This window comes from Aeromonas sp. 603607 (assembly GCF_049171595.1).
GTDB classification, from domain to species: Bacteria; Pseudomonadota; Gammaproteobacteria; order Enterobacterales; family Aeromonadaceae; genus Aeromonas; species Aeromonas veronii.
Map to the genome: position 1 here is coordinate 155,481 of NZ_JAAKOV010000004.1, position 18,524 is coordinate 174,004.

Annotated in this window: 17 protein-coding genes and 1 tRNA gene; 7 read left to right on the top strand and 11 right to left on the bottom strand. The window is 59.2% G+C overall.

Features of this window, described 5'->3' with window-relative positions; genetic code table 11:
- The first annotated feature begins 16 nt into the window (after window positions 1–16).
- From G5315_RS06205 to G5315_RS06230, 6 genes are all read left to right on the top strand, one after another.
- Window positions 17–895, top strand: a complete 879-nt coding sequence (locus G5315_RS06205; protein WP_421332729.1) for an EamA family transporter — start codon at window positions 17–19, stop codon at window positions 893–895.
- A gap of 435 nt (window positions 896–1,330) precedes the next feature.
- Window positions 1,331–2,797, top strand: coding sequence for a glutamate/gamma-aminobutyrate family transporter YjeM (gene yjeM / locus G5315_RS06210; RefSeq protein ID WP_421332730.1), 1,467 nt, complete (start codon window positions 1,331–1,333; stop codon window positions 2,795–2,797).
- A gap of 261 nt (window positions 2,798–3,058) precedes the next feature.
- Window positions 3,059–3,970, top strand: coding sequence for a D-alanyl-D-alanine endopeptidase (gene pbpG, locus G5315_RS06215; RefSeq protein WP_005336410.1), 912 nt, complete (start codon window positions 3,059–3,061; stop codon window positions 3,968–3,970).
- Between the two features lie 222 nt (window positions 3,971–4,192).
- Window positions 4,193–5,230, top strand: coding sequence for an acyltransferase (locus G5315_RS06220; RefSeq protein WP_266134537.1), 1,038 nt, complete (start codon window positions 4,193–4,195; stop codon window positions 5,228–5,230).
- A 293-nt stretch (window positions 5,231–5,523) separates the two neighbouring features.
- Window positions 5,524–7,566 (top strand): TonB-dependent receptor, encoded by a 2,043-nt coding sequence (locus G5315_RS06225; protein ID WP_421332732.1) that lies wholly within the window; start codon window positions 5,524–5,526, stop codon window positions 7,564–7,566.
- Window positions 7,567–7,630: 64 nt separating this feature from the next.
- Window positions 7,631–8,254, top strand: a complete 624-nt coding sequence (locus G5315_RS06230; protein WP_421332734.1) for a PepSY-associated TM helix domain-containing protein — start codon at window positions 7,631–7,633, stop codon at window positions 8,252–8,254.
- A gap of 1,265 nt (window positions 8,255–9,519) precedes the next feature.
- On the opposite strand, the gene G5315_RS06235 is transcribed toward G5315_RS06230, so the two are convergent.
- The 11 genes from G5315_RS06235 to G5315_RS06285 all read right to left on the bottom strand — a co-directional run bounded on the left by G5315_RS06235 (window position 9,520) and on the right by G5315_RS06285 (window position 17,831).
- Complete coding sequence (locus G5315_RS06235) at window positions 9,520–9,732, bottom strand: hypothetical protein (protein ID WP_421332735.1); 213 nt, start codon at window positions 9,730–9,732, stop codon at window positions 9,520–9,522.
- An 84-nt stretch (window positions 9,733–9,816) separates the two neighbouring features.
- Window positions 9,817–10,707, bottom strand: a complete 891-nt coding sequence (locus tag G5315_RS06240; protein ID WP_005340551.1) for a hypothetical protein — start codon at window positions 10,705–10,707, stop codon at window positions 9,817–9,819.
- 396 nt (window positions 10,708–11,103) lie between these two features.
- Window positions 11,104–13,923, bottom strand: a complete 2,820-nt coding sequence (locus tag G5315_RS06245; RefSeq protein WP_421332766.1) for a DUF927 domain-containing protein — start codon at window positions 13,921–13,923, stop codon at window positions 11,104–11,106.
- A complete protein-coding gene (locus G5315_RS06250) occupies window positions 13,923–14,168 on the bottom strand; it encodes a hypothetical protein (protein ID WP_421332737.1) in 246 nt (81 codons plus the stop codon). The genes G5315_RS06245 and G5315_RS06250 overlap by 1 nt, the downstream gene beginning before the upstream one ends.
- Window positions 14,169–14,293: 125 nt before the next feature.
- The gene (locus G5315_RS06255) at window positions 14,294–14,554 is read right to left on the bottom strand and encodes a hypothetical protein (protein ID WP_088869463.1); all 261 of its coding nucleotides are present in this window, start codon (window positions 14,552–14,554) and stop codon (window positions 14,294–14,296) included.
- Window positions 14,551–14,709 carry a hypothetical protein gene (locus tag G5315_RS06260; RefSeq protein ID WP_157161807.1) on the bottom strand — a complete coding sequence of 53 codons (159 nt, stop codon included), beginning with the start codon at window positions 14,707–14,709 and terminating at the stop codon, window positions 14,551–14,553. Before G5315_RS06260 ends, G5315_RS06255 begins: the two co-directional genes overlap by 4 nt.
- On the bottom strand, window positions 14,706–14,876 hold the full coding sequence (locus G5315_RS06265; protein WP_371156297.1) for a hypothetical protein: 171 nt from the start codon (window positions 14,874–14,876) through the stop codon (window positions 14,706–14,708). Before G5315_RS06265 ends, G5315_RS06260 begins: the two co-directional genes overlap by 4 nt.
- Before the next feature lie 417 nt (window positions 14,877–15,293).
- Window positions 15,294–15,812: a hypothetical protein gene (locus G5315_RS06270; RefSeq protein WP_421332739.1), complete on the bottom strand. Its 519-nt coding sequence runs from the start codon at window positions 15,810–15,812 to the stop codon at window positions 15,294–15,296.
- Between the two features lie 11 nt (window positions 15,813–15,823).
- Window positions 15,824–16,033 (bottom strand): helix-turn-helix transcriptional regulator, encoded by a 210-nt coding sequence (locus tag G5315_RS06275; RefSeq protein ID WP_201938879.1) that lies wholly within the window; start codon window positions 16,031–16,033, stop codon window positions 15,824–15,826.
- A 229-nt stretch (window positions 16,034–16,262) separates the two neighbouring features.
- Window positions 16,263–17,483, bottom strand: a complete 1,221-nt coding sequence (locus tag G5315_RS06280) for a tyrosine-type recombinase/integrase (protein ID WP_421332741.1) — start codon at window positions 17,481–17,483, stop codon at window positions 16,263–16,265.
- Between the two features lie 262 nt (window positions 17,484–17,745).
- A tRNA-Leu gene (locus G5315_RS06285) sits at window positions 17,746–17,831 on the bottom strand.
- Window positions 17,832–17,974: 143 nt separating this feature from the next.
- Here G5315_RS06285 and G5315_RS06290 point away from each other — a divergent pair.
- Window positions 17,975–18,508 carry an RDD family protein gene (locus tag G5315_RS06290; RefSeq protein WP_421332742.1) on the top strand — a complete coding sequence of 178 codons (534 nt, stop codon included), beginning with the start codon at window positions 17,975–17,977 and terminating at the stop codon, window positions 18,506–18,508.
- Window positions 18,509–18,524 lie beyond the last annotated feature (16 nt).

Below are 18,524 nucleotides of genomic sequence, written 5' to 3' on the forward strand. Positions count from 1 at the left end.
CAGGCTCCAGGCGGGTATGCTGTTGGCCCCCATCGCCCGAGAGCCTTTTCCCATGAGCACCACCGTCTTTTTTGCCGTTCTGCTGGCAGCCCTGCTTCACGCCAGCTGGAATGCGCTGGTCAAAATTGGCGAAGAGCGGCTGGTGGGCGTGTCACTGGTGGCGATCTTCTCAGGGCTTATCGCCGCCGTGGCGCTGCTACCCATGGGGCTTCCCTCTGCTGCCGAGCTGCCCTGGCTCGGCCTCTCAGTCCTGCTCCATATCGGTTACTGCCTGTTTCTCAGCCATGCCTACAATCAGGGCGATTTTGGCCAGATCTATCCGCTGGCCCGTGGCAGTGCCCCACTGCTCGCCATGGCGTTAAGTGCCCTGCTGCTGGGGGACTACCCCGGTTACGGCGGCATCATCGGTGCCTGCGTGCTGATCATGGGGGTCTTGCTGATGGCCTGGCGAGGTGGGCAGCAACGCCTTGACAGCAAGGCAGTTCGTGCAGCCCTGATCACGGCCATGTTCACGGCGACCTACACCCTATCGGATGGGGCCGGCGCCCGCGCAGGGGGTGAACCGGTACGCTACACCCTCTGGCTCTTTGCCTGCACCGGGCTGGCAATGCTGCTGGTGCTGCTCGTCCACCAGAAACGCAACGCATGGCGCCAGATCCGTCGCCATGCGATGGCGGGAATGGCAGGAGGTGCCATGTCACTGCTCGCCTACGGGATTGTTATCTGGGCCATGACCCAAGCCCCCATTGGCGTGGTTGCGGCTCTGCGCGAAAGCAGTGTGCTGTTTGCCATGCTGCTCTCGGTTTGGCTGCTGAAAGAGCCGCTCGGGCGCATGCGGCTGACGGCGGCGGCCATTATCACTGGCGGCGTGCTGCTGACCCGGCTGGGAGGATAAGCGCTGTCGCCATTGGTGCGTATTTATCAGGCAGGATGGCGTAATTCACTCCGCCAAATATACCGAATACCAATAATGGAAATAAGTGTCGGCCCGGGCGTAAATGTTTACATCCGCAACGTATCAATTAACTGGCAGGTCTGTTTATTTCAACCACAGCTTCATTCGGGAAACTTACCTGCCCAGCAGCATTAATGATAAAATCGTTCACAGTTAATTTTCGGCAACGCTGACCAATACCGCGCATGGCACAGACCATGCCGCTCCGCCCATACATTCATTGACCGCCTGACGGGTAAGCCAGCCCGGTCAGAGATGACCTGATCGCGCCCGCCACAGCAGGATGGCATGGCGCTACCGCGTTATTAATGGGTCCGGTTTCGTCTGTTTAATTTTTGATTATTTTAAATCCAGCACCATCAGGGAGTTTTTAATATGTCGGCAAAAAAGCTGAAGTTGGGCGCCTTTATATTGATGATATTAACATCGGTATTTGGCGTCACTAATATCGGGATCGGTTTTTACCGAATGGGATATGCCGCCATTCCGATGTTCGTCATTGGCGGTCTGTTTTTCTTCATCCCGTTCATTTTGATGATGATTGAGTTTGGTACCGGCTTTCGCAAAGAGGCGGGCGGTATCTTTACCTGGATGCGCCACTCGGTCTCGACCCGATTCGCCTTTATCGGTCTGACCATGTGGTTCGCCTCCTACGTCATCTGGATGTTTGGCAAGGCGCTCTCCATGTGGGTGCCCCTCTCCTTCATGCTGTTTGGCCGCGACATCACCGTCATCCCGGTCACCCTGGGCACCGGCATCGACTTCGGCCCCTTTATTCTGGGAGTGGTCGCCATCGCGCTGGTTGCCACCGTCACCAAGCTCATCACCCTGGGTAGCGCCCGCTTCGCCAAAGTGGCGGCCATCGGCGGTCTCTCAGTGGTGGCACTCAACGTGTTGCTGCTGGTCGGCGGCGTCTTCACCTTCGCGGTGAGCGGCATGACTCTGCAGGAGCCCTTCACCCAGGCATCACTGGCAGCCTCTCCCAATGCCGCTTTCAACGACATCATCCCCTTCCTCGGCTTTATGGTGTTCGCCATCTTCGCCTACGGCGGGGTCGAGGCGATGGCCGGGGTGGCTGACGAGCTGGAAGATCCCGAGCGCGACCTCAAGCGCGGCATCTTCCTCTCCGGCGCCTTCATCGTGCTCTGCTACATCATCGGCTTTCTGGCGGTCGGCTCCATCATGCGCTGGAGCGACTTCCCGGCCGAGGGGATCACCTCTCTCTCCGCCCTCTTCATCATCATGCTGGAGCTGGGGCGCCATCTTGGTGGCGAGTGGCTGGGACAGGTGTTCATGCGCTTTGCCGGATTGGGCATGTTCCTGAGCTATCTGGGTGCCTTTATCGCCCTCTCCTACGCGCCACTGCGCCAGTTCATCACCGGCACCCCGAGTTACTTCTGGCCGGAGCGTTTCCAACGCGAAAACGAGAATGGCGTGCGCATTGAAGCCCTCAAGGTGCAAGCCTGGGTGGTCTGTCTGTTCATTGCCGCCAAGTCCATCTTTACCCTGATCAACCCGGAAGGGGCCGCCGCCCTCTATGAGCTGATCATCACCATGACCAACGTCGGCATGACCCTGCCCTACATGTTCCTCATCTACGCCTGGTATCGCTATCGCAACAACCCGGCGCTGGGCAAGGACCTGATCTTCTTCAAGAGCGCGGGCTCGGTACTGCTGGCCACCATCATCAGCCTGATCCTGGTCGCCTTCGGCAACGTCTTTACCGTGGTCGCCCCCTTTATCTCCGGCGATATCTCCACCGGCGTCTGGACCATCATTGGCCCGCTGCTGTTCGTGGTGATCGCCATGCGCTTCAAGATAAAGCAGGAAGATGCCCACTAAACGGTAAGCAATGCTCCATGCCAATCGGGACCGTTCTGGTCCCGATTTTTTTTAGCACCGGCTTCCGCTCGCCATCACGGCCAGCCCATTGTTTTAATGCAAAAAAAAGACTCCATGGAGACCTCTTTTACGCTCTCCTCGCCGTCAGAGCTCGCTCAACGCCGTAAATTATCAATATCAAGGTGAGAATGATTGTGAAGCGCCAGTTCACGACATATAACTTAGCGAGATATCCCTGTATTTCGTCCGGTAGAGCTGATCATGATGATGCGTTCCCTCCTTCCCCTGTTGCTTGGCGCAGTAATGCTGCCGGCCACTATGGACAGTGCCCATGCCAACCCCTTTTCCGCCAGCAGCAAGAGCAGCAGCGGCTTTCTCGAGCGACGGGATGTGCCTAACCTCAGCTCGGCTGCCTTCGTGGTGGCCAACCACAGAACCGGCGAGGTGATCTCCGAGCGCAACGGCAACCGGGTAATGCCCATCGCCTCACTCACCAAGCTGATGACGGCGCTGGTGGTGCTGGATGCCAACCTGCGCCTCAACGAAATGCTCACCGTAACCAATGCCGACATCGACCGCATCAAGGGGACCGGCTCGCGCCTGGCCATCGGTTCCAGGCTCAGTCGCGCCGAAATGCTCCATATCGCCCTGATGTCCTCTGAAAACCGCGCCGCCTCGGCACTGGCCCGCCACTATCCCGGCGGCCAGCGTGCCTTTGTCGAGGCGATGAACGCCAAAGCCCGCATGCTGGGAATGTGGAATACCCGCTACGCCGACAGCACAGGGCTCAACCCGCGCAATGTTTCCACCGCGCAGGATCTCGCCAAACTCGCCGCCGCAGCGGCCTCCTATCCGCTGATCCGCCAGTACTCCACCGACGAGCAGAGTTATGTGCGCACCAACAAGCGTCAGCTGCACTACCTCAACTCCAACCGGTTGATCCGCGAAGGGCAATGGGAATTCACTCTCTCCAAGACCGGCTATATCCGCGAAGCGGGCCGCTGTCTGGTGCTGGGCACCAAGGTCAATCGTGAGCCGGTGATCATGGTGTTGCTCAATGCCGAGACCACCAACGATCGGGTCGCCGACGCCAAGCGGATCAAAACCTGGCTGGAGAGCTCGGGCAGAACCACCCTGGCCGCCAACCAGAGCAGCATGCTAACTCACCAGTAAGCTCGAGATCCCCAACCAAGCGAGGCGCCCGCCTCGCTTTTTTATCTGCATGAGCGCGCCCAAAAAACGGGAGCCCGCTCCCGTTACAGGTAACACCTTCCACCATCCCGTTACAAAATGTAACTACTCAACAGCGTGATTCACACTAATAGAATCAATTGGTTGTAACCTGGCAGCGAGAATTTTAGCGTGCCATCACAACCCCTGTAACGACGAGCCACCATGCGTATTTCCAGTATCGAGTGCGGGCGGGTGCTGGCCATTCTGGCCGTGATGACCATTCACGTCTCCCCCTTCGCCAATCCGTTCAATCCCGCCCTGTGGGAAAGCGGATCCTGGCTCTGGCTGAGCGGCACCATCAACCAGCTATGCCGCTTTGCCGTGCCGCTGTTTTTCCTCTGTGCCGGTTATTTTCTGCAGCCGAGACTGAGCCGCGAGGCGCCGCTGACCGTGGCCTGGCGCTACTGCCGCCCCTTGCTGCGACTCTGGCTGGTGTGGAGTCTGGTCTACCTGCTGGTGCCGTTCAATCCGCTTGATGCCGTGCAGCAAGGCTATCTGGCCTCCCTGCGCGGACAGTGGCAATTCCAGCTCGGCGACCCCCTCAATGGCTGGCTGGTGGGCGGCATGATCCACCTCTGGTTCCTGCCAGCCCTGGTCATGGCGGTGGCCCTGCTGGCACTCTGCTACCGGCTTGGCAGACCATCGCTCGCCCTCTGGCTGGGTCTTGGCCTTTACCTACTGGCGCTGCTGGGGGGTTCCTATGCCAAGCCGCTGCTGGGCGCCGAGTGGCCACTGCTCACCCGTAACGGCCCCTTCTTCTCCCTGCTGTTTGTGGCGCTCGGGGACCTGCTGCGCCAGCGTCAGTGGCAGCCCGATGCCCGCACCGGCTGGCAACTACTGCTGGCGGGCGTGGCGCTCTATGGCTGTGAAGCCTGGGCGCTGCAGCACTTTGCCGCAGTGCCGCTCACCCGCCACGACTTCCTGCTCGGCTCCCTTCCCTGGGCTATCGGCCTGTTTGGCCTGCTGCTGGCCAACCCCGAGTGGGGCAAGGGCAGCTGGCTTGAGCGCCAGGCCCCCAAAGTGCTCGGAATCTACTGCCTGCACATGATGCTGGTGGTCTGGCTCTTCGTGTTCGGCCCGCAGGGCGCATCCATCCTGTGGGAGATTGCCAAAGTGCCGCTGCTGCTGGGATCGTCTCTGCTGGCCTATCGCCTGATGGCGGCCCTGCCCCTCGCCCATCGACTGCTGCGTACCCACTGAACCCTCCATCCGGCCCGTCCTATCGGGCCGGATGCCTCTTCACGCTTTGTCCCTTTCTCTTCCGCTACGCCCTTTTTCCCTTGCTTCGTTCGCGCGGTTTGCTGCAATGGCTCTGCTTTTCAGCCGAGCTCCCCCGACCGCACAACCCTCCTCCAATGCCCCTATCCATTTTCACCTTGCCAGACAAATGAAAATCAATATCATTGGCATCCCGCTTTGGCGGGTCAGGCTAATTATAATTAAATCAATATGTTCGAGCCGTCAGGTCGACATCCAAAGAGTCAATATTGAATATGCAGCACCCTCACTTTCGCAGAACGCTGGTCTCGCTGGCACTGCTGGGCACCGGCTTCACTGCCCAGGCCACCGATGAAACCATGACTGTGGTTGGCAAACGCTCCCAGCATCAGGAAGTTGCCACCGCTACCCGGACCAATACGCCAGCCAAGCTGGTGCCCCAGACCATCGACAGCGTCAAGGTCAGCGAGCTGACCGCCTTCGGCCAACCGACGCTGAGTGAAGCGCTGAGCGGCATTCCCGGGGTCAACGCCAGCGGTGATACCCGCTTCGACGGGGTCAATATCCGCGGCTTCAGCGCCAGCAACGACTTCTATCTCGACGGATTCCGCGACGACATGCAGTACACCCGGGATCTCGGCAACATCGAGCGGGTGGAAGTGCTCAAGGGCCCGGCTGCCGTGCTCTACGGCCGCGGTAGCACGGGGGGCATCGTCAACCGGGTCAGCAAAAAGCCGCAAAAAGGGCAGGAGTCCAGCGTCACCGCCCGGGTCGGCAGCTTTGACAGTCAGCGACTGGCCGCCGACCTCAATGGTGAGGCGAGTGAGCAGGTGCAACTGCGCCTCAACATGGCGCAAGAGGACAAAGATAGCTTCCGCAACGGCGTGAAGAGCAAGCGCACCCTGCTGGCGCCTTCCGCCAACTGGGAGATCAGCGACAACCTAAACTGGCTGGTACAGTACGAGCGCAACGAACATGACCGCACCCCGGATCGCGGCATTCCCGGGGTCAATGGCCGTCCGGCCGATGTGCCGCGAGAGTATGTCTACAGCGATACCAGCCGCGACTTCATCGATGACGTGGCACAATCCACCCGCTCACGCCTCTCCTGGGATATCAACGATCAGTGGCTGTTGCGCCAGCAGCTCGGTTACTCCACCCTCGACAGCCAGTTTGACAACACCTATGTCACCAGCGTCAAAGGGGATAAGGTGACCCGCTCCCGCTGGCAGCAGGATCTGAAAGCGAAGAACCTGATCAGCAACACCGAGGCCGAGGGTCTGTTCCAGACCGGCCCGGTGGAACATCGCCTGCTGGTTGGCTTCGAGCAGAACTGGCAGGAGCGCACACCCAAGCTCTACCAGAACGCCACCGCCATCCCGTCTGGCAATCTCTACGATCCGGGCTCACTGCCTACCTACAATGGCGCCATGAAGCTCTCCAGCGACGCCAAACACAAGGTGCGCGGCAATGGCCTCTATCTGCAGGATCAGCTCAGCCTGGGTGACTGGCATCTGGTGGGCGGGCTGCGCCGTGACGACTTCACTGTCACCAGTCGCCGCTACGACCTCAACAAGGAGGAGAGCGTCTCGGTCAACAGCCTGAGCCCGCGCCTCGGTCTGGTGTGGAACCCCCTCGAGGATCACGCCTTCTACACCTCCTACAGCAAGACCTTCACTCCGGTGGGCGGCGAGCTGATCGGCATCACCCCGGGTGACAAGAACAACGGGCTGGAACCCCAGCACACCCGCCTCTACGAAGGTGGCGTGAAGAGTGACTGGCTGAACGGCAAGCTGGCGACCACTCTCTCCCTCTATCGACTGGAGATGTACAACAAGCGCACCAAGGATCCGCTGGATCCCACCAAGGTGATCCTCACCGGCCTGCAGCGTACCGAAGGGGTCGAACTGAGCGCCCGCGCCGAGCTGACCGACGAGATCTATCTGCGTGGCGGCTTCGCCATTCAGGATGCCGAGCAGGTCAAGGCGGATGCGGATCTGCAGGGCAAGCGCCCGATGAACGTCTCCCGTCAGAATGGCCAGTTCTATCTCGGCTACAAGAGTGGCGAGCAGGGCTGGTTCGGCGAAACCGGCGTGACGGCAGTGGGCGATCGCTTTGCCGACAACGCCAACACCACCACTCTGCCCGGTTACGCTCGCTTCGATGCGCGCGCCGGTTATCGCTGGCAGCAGTGGGAAGCCGAGCTGAGCGCCGAAAACCTGACCGATCACGAGTACTTTGTCAGCGCCACCAGTGCCACCCAGATCATGCCGGGCACCCCCCGTCAGCTGAGTCTGACCGGTACCTACCGCTTCTGATCTCTGTGACAACCACCCCGACTGGCCAGCCCCTGCTGGCCAGTTTTTTTATGAAGCAACCACGATGAAACGCAGAAGAGCTCCCCTTCACAACAACAAATGGGTACGCCGCCTCCATGCCTGGGCCGGTTTTTTTACCCTCGCCCTGATGCTGATGTACGGCATCACCGGTCTCTGGCTGCAACACCGTGCCGTGTTGCCCATTCCCGGCCCCCACACCGACAAATCGAGTGAAGAGATAGTACTGGAGGCGCCACTCGCCAGCCCGGAGCAGCTGAAAAGCCTGCTGCAACAGCGCTATCCCGATACCTTTGCCGACGGGCGAACCATGATCACCCCGGCCCAGACCCTGCCCACCCCGAACGGCCCGCTCACCCTGCCCGCCAAGTGGGAGATGCGCGGCGTTACCCTCAGCCAGAGCGTGGCCGCCAGCTATGTCGAGGGTACCTTGCTGGTACGTACCGACCTGCAACTGGCCAACTTTGCCGCCAGCCTCAACCGGCTGCACCGCGGTATGGGCACCGGCCTCGGCTGGCAGCTGTTTAGCGATATCGCCGCCCTGGCCCTGCTGCTGCTCGCCCTCACCAGCCTGTTTATGTGGACCAAGCTGCATGGCACACCCAGAGCCATCATCGCGCTGACACTCGCTGGCACCCTCGGCACCCTGCTGTTTGCCCTGCTGGGATAGTGCGGCAACCATGTTCTGATGCCGCAAGGTTTGGAAAAAACCGCAATAGAGACAGGCCGCTGGCGGTGATGCCGTCAGCAGCCACATCAAGAAAAGGAAATAACGGAGAGCAGGAAAAGAGAAGGGATACCAAGAGGTAACGGGAAGTACTGCCAGCTCAACAGTAACGCTCCCATGTGCAGGAACGCTAAAAAACAAAAGGCCATCATTGCTGATGGCCTTTTGTCATGAATTTGATGGTGCCGGGGTCTCTATCGAATTAAGATGATAAATCATTGTTTTTGATTATAAAATAAATCAGGGCGTTGTCTTTATACCCCCACAAGTACCCCCATCTCTTTCACTCTGGGTACCCTGTCGCGGATAACTTCAATTGCTCACTTCCGTCTGCCCATCGCCTGCTTTCCTCGTCATGCCCATTGCTTTTCGTTTTTGGCTGGATTGCGCAATTTGCGCAGTTCCCTAACCAGCTCAATCCACCGCAATCCCTTGTGCTGCTTAGGCTGCCAGCTAATTAGCAACAGTTTTGCGCAGCCCGCAGTTGTTATTCGTTTTTGGATGAATTGCGCAATTTGCGCAGAATGAAGATCAGCAAGATGCCATCCAGATGAGAGGGGTTGCCCTGGTAGGCTGGGGGTGTGGTTTGTAGCTGGTTCAGCTACGTTGTAGCCGTTGTGGTTCGAGGGTAGAACTTAGAAGCTGGAATGCCAGTTTTCATCTGGCTCGTACGCCGGTTTAACTGCGGAGTTTGCGGCCAGTAGTGGCGAGGGGTGTGGCGGTTTACTGCCGATTTGGGTGCGGAGTTACTGTCATGGTTACCCGGACACTGTCCGAGAAACCGTGACTCGGTGGCTACCTGGTTAATCGGCTTGAGTCTCAGCCAATTGGCGTAACCGTGCCCAGGCCGTAGCGGCCCAACGCTTCATGGCATAACGTCTCGAGGTGATCCGCTTTCGCTCCAGCGCTGCCAACCGTGCGTTCTCACGTGCGACCAGCTCCGCATCTATCTCGGCGAGCCTCTTTGCCTGCCTCCTGTCCAGCTCGGCTCGTACCTCCTCGCTCATCAGAATGCGACCGTGAGGCCAAGGTAGCGGCAGATACCCCTGCGCGTAGGTTGTCAGCCTCTCGAACAGATATGTTTCGAACGGGTGCGGCGGCGGAAATATCGGTGCCATCCTAAGTTCGGTCTCTGGCCTTCTCTGAGACGATGGCGGAGCGGCCTCTTGAATGGGGGCAGGCTCCTTTGATTTGGTCATGGTATTTCCTCAATCGCACATGCTGGCAGGCGTCTGGGTTGGCGTACCGGTTGGTGGGACATCATACACAAACCAAGTCAGCAGCAGCGCGACTTTCAGCGTACCGGTCGGCGTACCGGTCGGCGTACCGGTCGGCGTACCGGTCGGCGTACCGGTCGGCGTACCGGTCGGCGCACCGCCTGCCACGCAGACATGACGGAGTTGGTTTTCGTCTGCCCACACTTGCTCCTGTTGGTAAGTGTGCCTTGCTAGCTGGGCAAAACTGCCCGGGTTTCTGGGTAAAACTACCCGGATTCACGGGCAGAGCTAGCCGATCAGGTTATCTAGGATCCGCTCTGCCTCGGGGGCGTCGTCCCGCTCACTGCCCATCAGGTAGCGCAGGGTTGCCCGCGCCTCTTCCCTGTTTCTCGGTCGCAGTTCAGCCAGCAAACCAAACACAAACCAGTCGCGAGCGTGTGCCTCTATGCTGTTCTCGTAATAGCCTTGCGTGTCGCACGCATGGCGCAGCCGGTACAGTTCGTTCCAATAGGCCAGCTCATGAAGGCAGTCGCTCAGGGTGTGCGGCATCAATTCCGGCACTGCCTTGAACCGCTCCGCGACCTGTTCAGGCGGCAGTTGCCAACTGTCTTGCTCCAGCCCTCTCAGTACCTCCTGACAAAACGCCTCCGCCTGGGTGTCGTCCCACAGCGCATCCCCGAACCGCCCGATGGCTTCGGATTCATTGGCTCGCCGTTCAATGGAGCGCTCGGCCAGTCCATCCAGATTGGCAAAGCCGATGCTGCCAAGGCCCGCGAGCATGTGACCCGCCTTAGCCACCAGCCATTTGCCGTAACGCTGCTCCAGCTCGCCGGGCGGGGTGGTGATCCGCCCTGCCGCCTCCTTGGCCTGGGCAATGCGTACCGGGTCGCCCGTCCCTATCACTTGACGTAGCCAGAGCAGGGCGTCGATCTCCTTATCCCCGGTCACCACTTCCTGCTGCGGTAGCTCTGGCACCGCTGGCAGTGTCTCCCCGCTGCTTTGTAGTGGCGGCAAGGTGAACATGGCCCGGTGTCTTGGGTTGTCGGTGAACAACCCCGATCTGCTGACGATAGCTTTCACCGTTCCCAGAGAGAGGCCAGCCAGAGAAGCCACCTCACTCAATGAATGGGTGCGGCGCAGGGTGATCACCTGCTCGCGTTGTTCGTTGGTCAATCTCAATGCAACCCCCTGTTGCGGCAAAAGTGTGATCTTGATCGGCTCGTACCGCTCTATAGATGAAAAAAAACGGTGGTTCCGGTGGTTCTGTGGTTCCAACTCCCCGCCAGCCCGCGCCACAACAGGGTTTATTGGTGAACCACTTGTGACTTACCCACTGGTTCTTAGACCCCCGTCACTGGTTCCGACCTAATATCGACCCCATTGAGGAACCAGTGGAACCAGTGCGGAACCAGTCGATTCTTATACAGTGGTTCCGTCTCTATCCCTTATGTTGTAAGGGTTTGAGGATGTTAGGAACCAGTGAACCAGTAGAACCACTGTTTTTCCTTTGTGCTCGCGCATGAGGCTGGCAAGAAAAGGGCGCACTCGGCAGCCCATTGCTTACCTCTGGCTGGCTTAGTCGCCCTGTTGCCCTTCGGCATCGTCGGCCAATACCAGATCGGTCAGCACATAGACCCGTGCCCGCTTTCCGGTCGGGAGCCGCCTCAACAGCTGATAACGCCCCTCACCGCCGAGCAGGTATCCCGCTTTGGCTGACAGCTTGGCGGCCTTCTTAGCATCGCGTCCGCTGGTGATCTCAACCCAGCCCGATGGGTCAACCCAAAACTCCAGTTCATCATCGGTACCATGCCTAGGGTTACGCCTGTAACCAACCACATTTGCCGGTCGGTGGTTCGGGTCGCTCACATCCACAAAGCGGGTGTACTGGTGAGCCCGCATAAAGGCCCGGATCTGCGCCAAGGTTGCAGCGTCCTCCTTGTTGCCAAGGTGACCACGCTCCGCCAACCACGCCTTGAGGCAGACCCGCACCGCTCGCAGCGCCTCCCCCTCGGGCCAGCCGGTTACCCCTAGCCGGGTTGCCAGCTCACCGGCAGCGGCCACCAGCGCGAACCGGTTGATAGCTCGGCCAACCTGATTACCTGCTCCCTGCGGGGTCAGCTCGGCGGCAATGCGCTTAATCTCGGCCCTCAGCCGCTCGCTGTGCGCTCCCAGCTCCCCAGCCAATGCCTCGGCATAGGTTCGGAAGGCGCTGCCGTGCTGGTGGTCGCAGTGGGCCTTGAGTGTGTCGGCGAAGGTACGTCCGCCCTCCATGCCGTGAAGCCACTCGAACGCCCCATGGTGGCCGGTGTCGCTCGGGATTTGGATGGTGCGCACTTCCATCCCTGCTTGAGTGCGCTGGCCTGCGCTGGCAGCGTGATCTTCAAGGCTCAATTCCCCAGTGGAGAGGAACAGCAGCCGCCACGCCTTGCGCTCCCGTAGCTCCCCATCCTGCTTGCTGCGGCCCTTGCCCTGTCCATTTGCCAGCATATAGGCCACCTGCCCCGCCTCGCGCCCGTCCAGCTCCCCCAGCTCATCCAGGCAGAGCAGGGCATCATTGCGCCGGCTGGCTATCCCCTCGATGGCGTTACCGGTTGCCCGCCATGTTTGGCTGTAGCGATCCGGGTTGCCGTAGACGCTGGCGGCGGCCTTCATGATGGTGGTTTTGCCGTCTGTGCTCTCACCCTTGAGGTGAAAGCCTCCCCCCTCCATGCCTACCAGAGAGAGAAGGGGGGCAGCAAAGGCCAAGGACAGGGCAAAGCAGAGGCGGGAGTTACCCACCGCCAGCGCCGCAACCCCCTGTTGCCACTCGCCCAAGGTGCCGCGCTCGACAAAGTCGCTGGCTGCGTAGCCAGTTGTTTGCAGGATCACCCCATCGGCGTCAGGCCCTATTGACCCTTGAGGCAGTACATAGGCCCGCCCATGCCAGCCGGTGCGCTCCACACAAGTGATCCGCTTGTCGGGCCGACAAGCCATCAGGTACTCGGCGAGTTTGTGTTTGCGGCCCAACGCAATAAACGGCAAGCCCGCATCCAGCAGGGCGGCTAGCACCTCTTCACCCTGACGGCGTGTCAGCTCCCTCATGGGCATTGGCCAGCTACGTTTGCGCCCAGCGGTATCTTGCCACTCCAGCAGGCGGCCATAACCACACCCTTGCTCATCACTGGTTTCAGCTAGCACCCTGATCGGGCTGGATATGGGTACCCACTCTTGGTGCGCATCCTCACCCCGCCCGACCATCTCCCACACACAGAGGTGATCCCCCCGGATCGCGAACCCTGCCGGCAGGTCTTGCCCTTTCTCGGTCTCGTCATCGCGAACCGGGTGAAGCGGTACCACTTCGGCCTGCCAGGGAGCCCCTTCCTTCTGGTGGGCGTCTTGGTCTTGGGGTTGGTTGGGGGTAGGTGTGGCGCTGGCGCTCATGATGGCCTCTTTGGTTGCGGTCAGCCCGTGGGCTTGGTGGTAGTCGTTCCAGTCACCGGCAACCGATGGCAGAGCCACCAGCCCGCCCACGGTTGCGGCGGCGTGCTCGGCCTTGGCCTTACCAGGGTTGCCCTTGGTGCCTTCGTCATTGTCGCCACAGAGCAGGAGCCGGGCCTTTGGGTGCTGGCGGCGGGCAATCTGGGCCACGGCCAGCAGGTTACCGGCATCCATGGCGCAATAGACGGTCGCCCCGATAGCTAGGTGAACAGATAGCCCGGTTGCGTACCCCTCCACCACGGCCACCAGCTCCCCACCATCGATACGGTGGAAAGCCCCGGCCTTCTGCCCACCAGCCAGATAACGCTTGCTGCCGTCATGGCCGATCAGCTGTACGTTCACCAGTTCGCCCGTCTCATTGGTCAGCGGGATCACCAGGCTGCCGGCTGGGTAGTTCTCACCCCCTTCACGGATCGGGGTTCGATTCACTGCGTTCAGGTGTGAGCCAAAGCCCTTACGCTCAACATAGGGGGTGTTCCCCTGCTCACAGTCGCTGATGATGGCAGCAGCACGGCGGGCAGCCTTCTGACGCTGTTGCTCCTCCTGTTTGCGTTCTTGCTCTGCCCTGGCCTGTTGCTGCTGGTGGATACGCTCCCGCTCTACAGGGTCAAGCCCACCGGCAGACAGACCCACCAAAGGGGCAACCAGTTCGGCGGCCTCCTTGGGGTTCTTGCTTGTCACCCGGCACACCAGATCCAACCCATCCCCAGCACCGCATTGCCCACAAATGAAAGTGCCGCGACCTCCTTTGTCATCCAATCGGAATCGGTCTTTGCCACCACAGGCAGGGCAGGGGCCATGTTTGCCGCGGCACGGGGTCTCGATACCAAGACCCGCAAGCACATCAGGCCAGTGGCCGGCAGCCGCCGCAACTACGTCAGAAACAAATCGGGGGCTTGCGCCCCCTGTTGTTTTCATCATTGTGTAGCCCTCCGCTCGCGCTCTCTCGCCAGCTCCGCCATGGGGTCCTTGCCCTCATCCAGCATCTGCCGCACATCGGCACAAAAGGCACGGTTCATTTCGTCCAGCACCAGACTACCCAGCGGCGTTAACTCATCGCCAGCCAACATATGGCGCAGCATCAGCAAGGCATCATCACGTCCTTGCTTACCACCGGCATGTTCCAAGTTATCGATCTCGGTCATGGCAACCCCCTGTTGCATGGTGTTCACCTGGCTGTTTCTGAGCCTTGGATGCCCGCTTGAACAGTTCTCGCAATACCGAGGGACGCAGAGGGTTGCGTGATAACTCACCCCAGATCCGGCTGCGTAGCGCCGCAATAAGACAGCTACTCATTACCTGACCCTCCCGCCAGTACGGCAACCAGCGCCCTGAATGCCCGCTCATCCAATCCAGCCTTCAGCTCACGGGCCTGCTTGGCGGTGACAGCAACGGCAGCCCCTTTGGCCTGCTCAATGAAGCGATCCCGATCGCGCCTCCAGTCAAAGGCGCTCAGGCTGCCAGCCTGTGAGCGCTTTCCTGTTCGCGGGTTAATTGGGCCTGTAAAGGTGGGGGGCGTGGTACTGCTTGCCCATGCGAAATATCTCATGCGGCCACCTCCTGGCAGATACCCACTTCTGCCCGCATCTCCCCCAGCAAGACGCAGAATTGAGCCCTTTCTTGGCGACTCAGGTCTGTCTGCTCCAGGATGTCGGCAAGCTGTTCAAGTAGCGCATTCATCTTGGGTTGATTGGTCGGGTTCATGCGGCGCCCCTCCCAGTCGGAGTGCGGGACAGGAACACCAGAGGCAGGCCAGCCAGAGCAATACGGGCTTGGGCTTCGGTGTCAGCAACGGCGGTAATGGTGCGGATATGGGGCAAGTCTGCCACGCGACAGGCGCGGGAGCGTTGGATCAAGAATGTGAAGATCATTTGGGTTATCCCTACGTGAAGTTGACGCAGGGCGGATCGGGTAGCCGCAAAGCAGTGCTCACGTAGGCAGGCACAGTGGGGGCGTTTTCTTTGGCTCCCGACCCATGCCCCCAAAACTGGATAAATCCCCGGCAGGGTGCCGGAAATGGGGGAAAGGGATACAGATTTTCCTACGTGAGTCACAGCTTGCGGGTGCTTAATCCGCCAGCCACGCCGCCACTTGCTTAAGGTGACGACAGGGAAGATCGTACCGTGTCGCACGGTATCAGGCAACCCCGTCCGGCTGAATTTGGGCAAGGCTTCGCCCCGGGCAGTTCGCCCCATAGGTTTCATCATCACGGTGATCCTTAGCGGAGAGAGTCTAGCAGGAGGGTCGTTGCTACCAAGTCGAATGCCAGAATGGCAAGGAGGATGACATCAAGCATAGCTGGCCTCCTCCTCTACCATGCCGGGGTAGCGTTCTAGCAACGGAGTCAACCAGTCCCGTGCAAGGCACATGCCTTTCTTTGAAAGCTTCTCACCCACCCATGAAGCAAGTTTGACCGCATCTTCATAGCAAGCAAGGCTGTAAATTGTGAAGCCCCCCTCACCCCCACGGACACCAATACGGGCATATTTTTGCCATGCGCACACCAGAAGATCGTCGGAATAACCATTGCCACTGCGATAAGTCATCGAGAGCAGGCCGTTACGCGCGGTCATACGATAACGTCGTAACTGAATACCAAGGCCCCGCTCCCAGGAACAGGGGTAATTACGCCCACTGGTGAGGCGGGCCAGATCCAGGATCTCAAGTTCACTTAGACCCACCGGATTAGCCAACATGTGGATTGCAGCGGATACTTCCTTCCCAACCGCTTTGGGCATAGAATTGGCAGTGATTTCAATAAATGCTTTAGCTGTGCCGTTCTCGGTGCGGCTATTTTTTTTGTCCATTTTTCAGTTCCTTATGCTGCTTTACCTTGAGAGTTGATCCACTCACGGACGGCCTCGCATTTCCATGCGGTTACTCTTGGGGATAGTTTTATTGGCGCGGGGAACTTGCCATCTCTGACCATCCGCCAAAGCGTTGACTTGCTGAACGGCAACGGACCCACCTTGCTCGCAGTGGTCACAAGTTGAGCCTCTCGAATAAACCCTGTTTCCGGTATTGCCATATGCGTTCTCCTGAAATGAAAAAACCCGGCGCAACGGCCGGGTTTGATGGGTATAAAAACAACTATCGGGGATTAGGTGGTGTGTTCTGGGCTTAAGTTCCTCCAACGAAAAAACCCGGCACAATGGCCGGGTCTGGAAATGAAAAGGCCCAATCTCGAAAGACTGGGCCATGATGGGGAAATCCTAACGTTAGTGTCCTGACGGGTCAAGTAGTTATTAAACGTTCCATTAGCCAACCCCGCCCGTCACTCTCTGAAAATTCACCGGACGCACATTCCCTCCCTGCTGAGATTCGTAGAAATCAGCCAGCCACTGCAAGAGCTTGCGACGATCATCCAGGTACTCGGCTCGATGGTAGGCAGCCCGCACCTTATTGCGTTCAGCGTGGGCAAGCTGGCGCTCTATAACATCCGGATCAAAGCCCTCTTCGTTCAGGGTGGTCGATGCCAGCGCCCGGAAGCCATGAGGAGTGGCAATGCCAGCATACCCCATCCGCCCCATGGCATAGCTCAGAGTGTTCTCACTCATGGGCTTGGTCAGGTTGCGCTCGCTCGGGAACAACAGATCACAATGACCGGTGACTTGGTGGAGCTCATCAAGGACGGCCAGCGCCTGCCTGGATAGTGGGACAATATGCTCTGATCGCATCTTCATCCGCTGAGGGGGGATCCGCCACTCGGCCCGCTCCAGGTCGAATTCATCCCAGCGGGCAAAGCGAACTTCACCCGGGCGGGTCATGGTCAGCATTAGCAGATGAAAGGCAAGGCGAGTCGCAGGGTTCAGGGGTTCAACAGCAAGGCGGCGGTAAAACTCTGGCAGTTCCGCCCTGGGCAATGCCGGCCGGTGTTCTTTCTTCGCGGCCTTAAGTGCCCCTTTCAGGTCTTGGGCTGGGTTGTAGCTGGCTCGGCCTGTCTGGATGGCGTAACGCATGACAGCACTGATCCGCTGTAGCACTCGCCCAGCCGTCTCAGTGGCACCCCGCTTTTCTACTTTCCGCAGGGCATCCAACATCATGGGTGCCGTCAACTCAGCAACAGGAACAAGCCCAAGATCTGGGAAAGCATCCATCTCCAAGGACTCGATAACCCGGGTGGCATGGCCTGGACTCCAGAGAGCAAGTTGGCTTTGGTGCCATTCACGAGCCAGCACTTCAAAGCTGTTTTCACTGGCCAGCCGGTTGGCCGCCTTGCTTTGTTTGCGAAGCAGGCCAGGATCAACCCCCTCGGCAAGTAAGCGACGAGCATCATCCCTCTTTGTCCGCGCTTCTTTGAGTGACACCTCAGGATACACCCCCAAGGCAAGCATCTTCTCTTTGCCGCCATAGCGATACTTGAGCCGCCAATATTTACCAGACTGGTTAACCAGCAGGAACAGCCCCTTCTCATCGGATAGCTTCTGAGGCTTGCCGGTGTATTTGGCCTGCCGGGCGGTGATATCGGATAGCGGCATGGGGTATCTCCCGTCTCTGCTTGGGGGTACTTACACACGCTGGGGACAATAAGTGGACACTCAGCAAACCAGTCATGGTGCTAGCCGATGGCCATATGGGGGTAGTTTTTACCCCCCATCTGAGCCACTACCCCCAGAGATACCCCCGAATAATGGGGTATGTTATGAGGCTATATGATACGACAAGGAACAACAAAAAACCCGCAGAGCCTTAAGCTATGCGGGTTTCTGGTCTGCCGTGGTACGGCATGAAACTGTAATATGGTGCCCGGGGTCGGACTCGAACCGACACGGTTATTCACCGGCGGATTTTGAATCCGCTGCGTCTACCGATTTCGCCACCCGGGCAACTGCGAGGGATTATACGAATGGCGCGATGCCATGCAAGGTGTTTTTCGATTGAACACTCCCGTTTGTTCATTTATTCAACGCCTTGCCGATGCGGGGCCAGTTACATAGAATGCCGCCATCATCTTAATGGAATAAAAACGATGGCCAAGCCTAAAAAAGTCCAACAAAAATCCACTTCTCCCGCCACTCAGCCATACCCGTCAGCGGGTCTGCTGCGTCGCCTCGGCGCCCTCATCTATGATGCGCTGGTGGTGACTTCGCTGCTGATCATCGCTGGCTTTATCGGCATGGGTGTCGCCAAGCTGTTGCTGATCACCGGCATGGCAAGCGTACCGGCGGGTGAAGATACCGTCTGGTTGCTGACCCGCCACCACCTGAGCCTGATCTACACCCTGTGGCTCGCCTTCGTCATCTGCGGTTTCTACACCTGGTTCTGGACCCGCGCAGGCCAGACCGTCGGCATGCGCGCCTGGCGGCTGCGCATTCAGAACGAAGATGGCAGCCATATCCGCGTTACCCAGGCGCTGATCCGTCTCGCTACCGCCGCCTTTGGTCTGGGCAACCTGATGTGCCTGTTCAACCGCCAGCGTCCGCGGGCGTTTCAGGATATCTGGGCCGAGTGCGAAGTGATCGTGCTGAGCAAAGAGGAAAATCTGGAATTGTTGAACAAGTAATACCGGATCAATGCAG

What these genes read in the sequence shown, in the direction of transcription:
- G5315_RS06280 (WP_421332741.1), bottom strand. Translation starts at nt 17,483, where the DNA reads ATGCCGCTATCCGATATCACCGCCCGGCAGGCCAAATACACCGGCAAG.
- G5315_RS06230 (WP_421332734.1), top strand. Translation starts at nt 7,631, where the DNA reads ATGAAACGCAGAAGAGCTCCCCTTCACAACAACAAATGGGTACGCCGC.
- G5315_RS06220 (WP_266134537.1), top strand. Translation starts at nt 4,193, where the DNA reads ATGCGTATTTCCAGTATCGAGTGCGGGCGGGTGCTGGCCATTCTGGCC.
- G5315_RS06275 (WP_201938879.1), bottom strand. Translation starts at nt 16,033, where the DNA reads ATGGCAATACCGGAAACAGGGTTTATTCGAGAGGCTCAACTTGTGACC.
- G5315_RS06255 (WP_088869463.1), bottom strand. Translation starts at nt 14,554, where the DNA reads ATGAGATATTTCGCATGGGCAAGCAGTACCACGCCCCCCACCTTTACA.
- G5315_RS06270 (WP_421332739.1), bottom strand. Translation starts at nt 15,812, where the DNA reads ATGGACAAAAAAAATAGCCGCACCGAGAACGGCACAGCTAAAGCATTT.
- G5315_RS06290 (WP_421332742.1), top strand. Translation starts at nt 17,975, where the DNA reads ATGGCCAAGCCTAAAAAAGTCCAACAAAAATCCACTTCTCCCGCCACT.
- yjeM (WP_421332730.1), top strand. Translation starts at nt 1,331, where the DNA reads ATGTCGGCAAAAAAGCTGAAGTTGGGCGCCTTTATATTGATGATATTA.
- G5315_RS06265 (WP_371156297.1), bottom strand. Translation starts at nt 14,876, where the DNA reads ATGATCTTCACATTCTTGATCCAACGCTCCCGCGCCTGTCGCGTGGCA.
- G5315_RS06225 (WP_421332732.1), top strand. Translation starts at nt 5,524, where the DNA reads ATGCAGCACCCTCACTTTCGCAGAACGCTGGTCTCGCTGGCACTGCTG.
- G5315_RS06245 (WP_421332766.1), bottom strand. Translation starts at nt 13,923, where the DNA reads ATGAAAACAACAGGGGGCGCAAGCCCCCGATTTGTTTCTGACGTAGTT.
- G5315_RS06205 (WP_421332729.1), top strand. Translation starts at nt 17, where the DNA reads ATGCTGTTGGCCCCCATCGCCCGAGAGCCTTTTCCCATGAGCACCACC.
- pbpG (WP_005336410.1), top strand. Translation starts at nt 3,059, where the DNA reads ATGATGATGCGTTCCCTCCTTCCCCTGTTGCTTGGCGCAGTAATGCTG.
- G5315_RS06260 (WP_157161807.1), bottom strand. Translation starts at nt 14,709, where the DNA reads ATGAACCCGACCAATCAACCCAAGATGAATGCGCTACTTGAACAGCTT.
- G5315_RS06250 (WP_421332737.1), bottom strand. Translation starts at nt 14,168, where the DNA reads ATGCAACAGGGGGTTGCCATGACCGAGATCGATAACTTGGAACATGCC.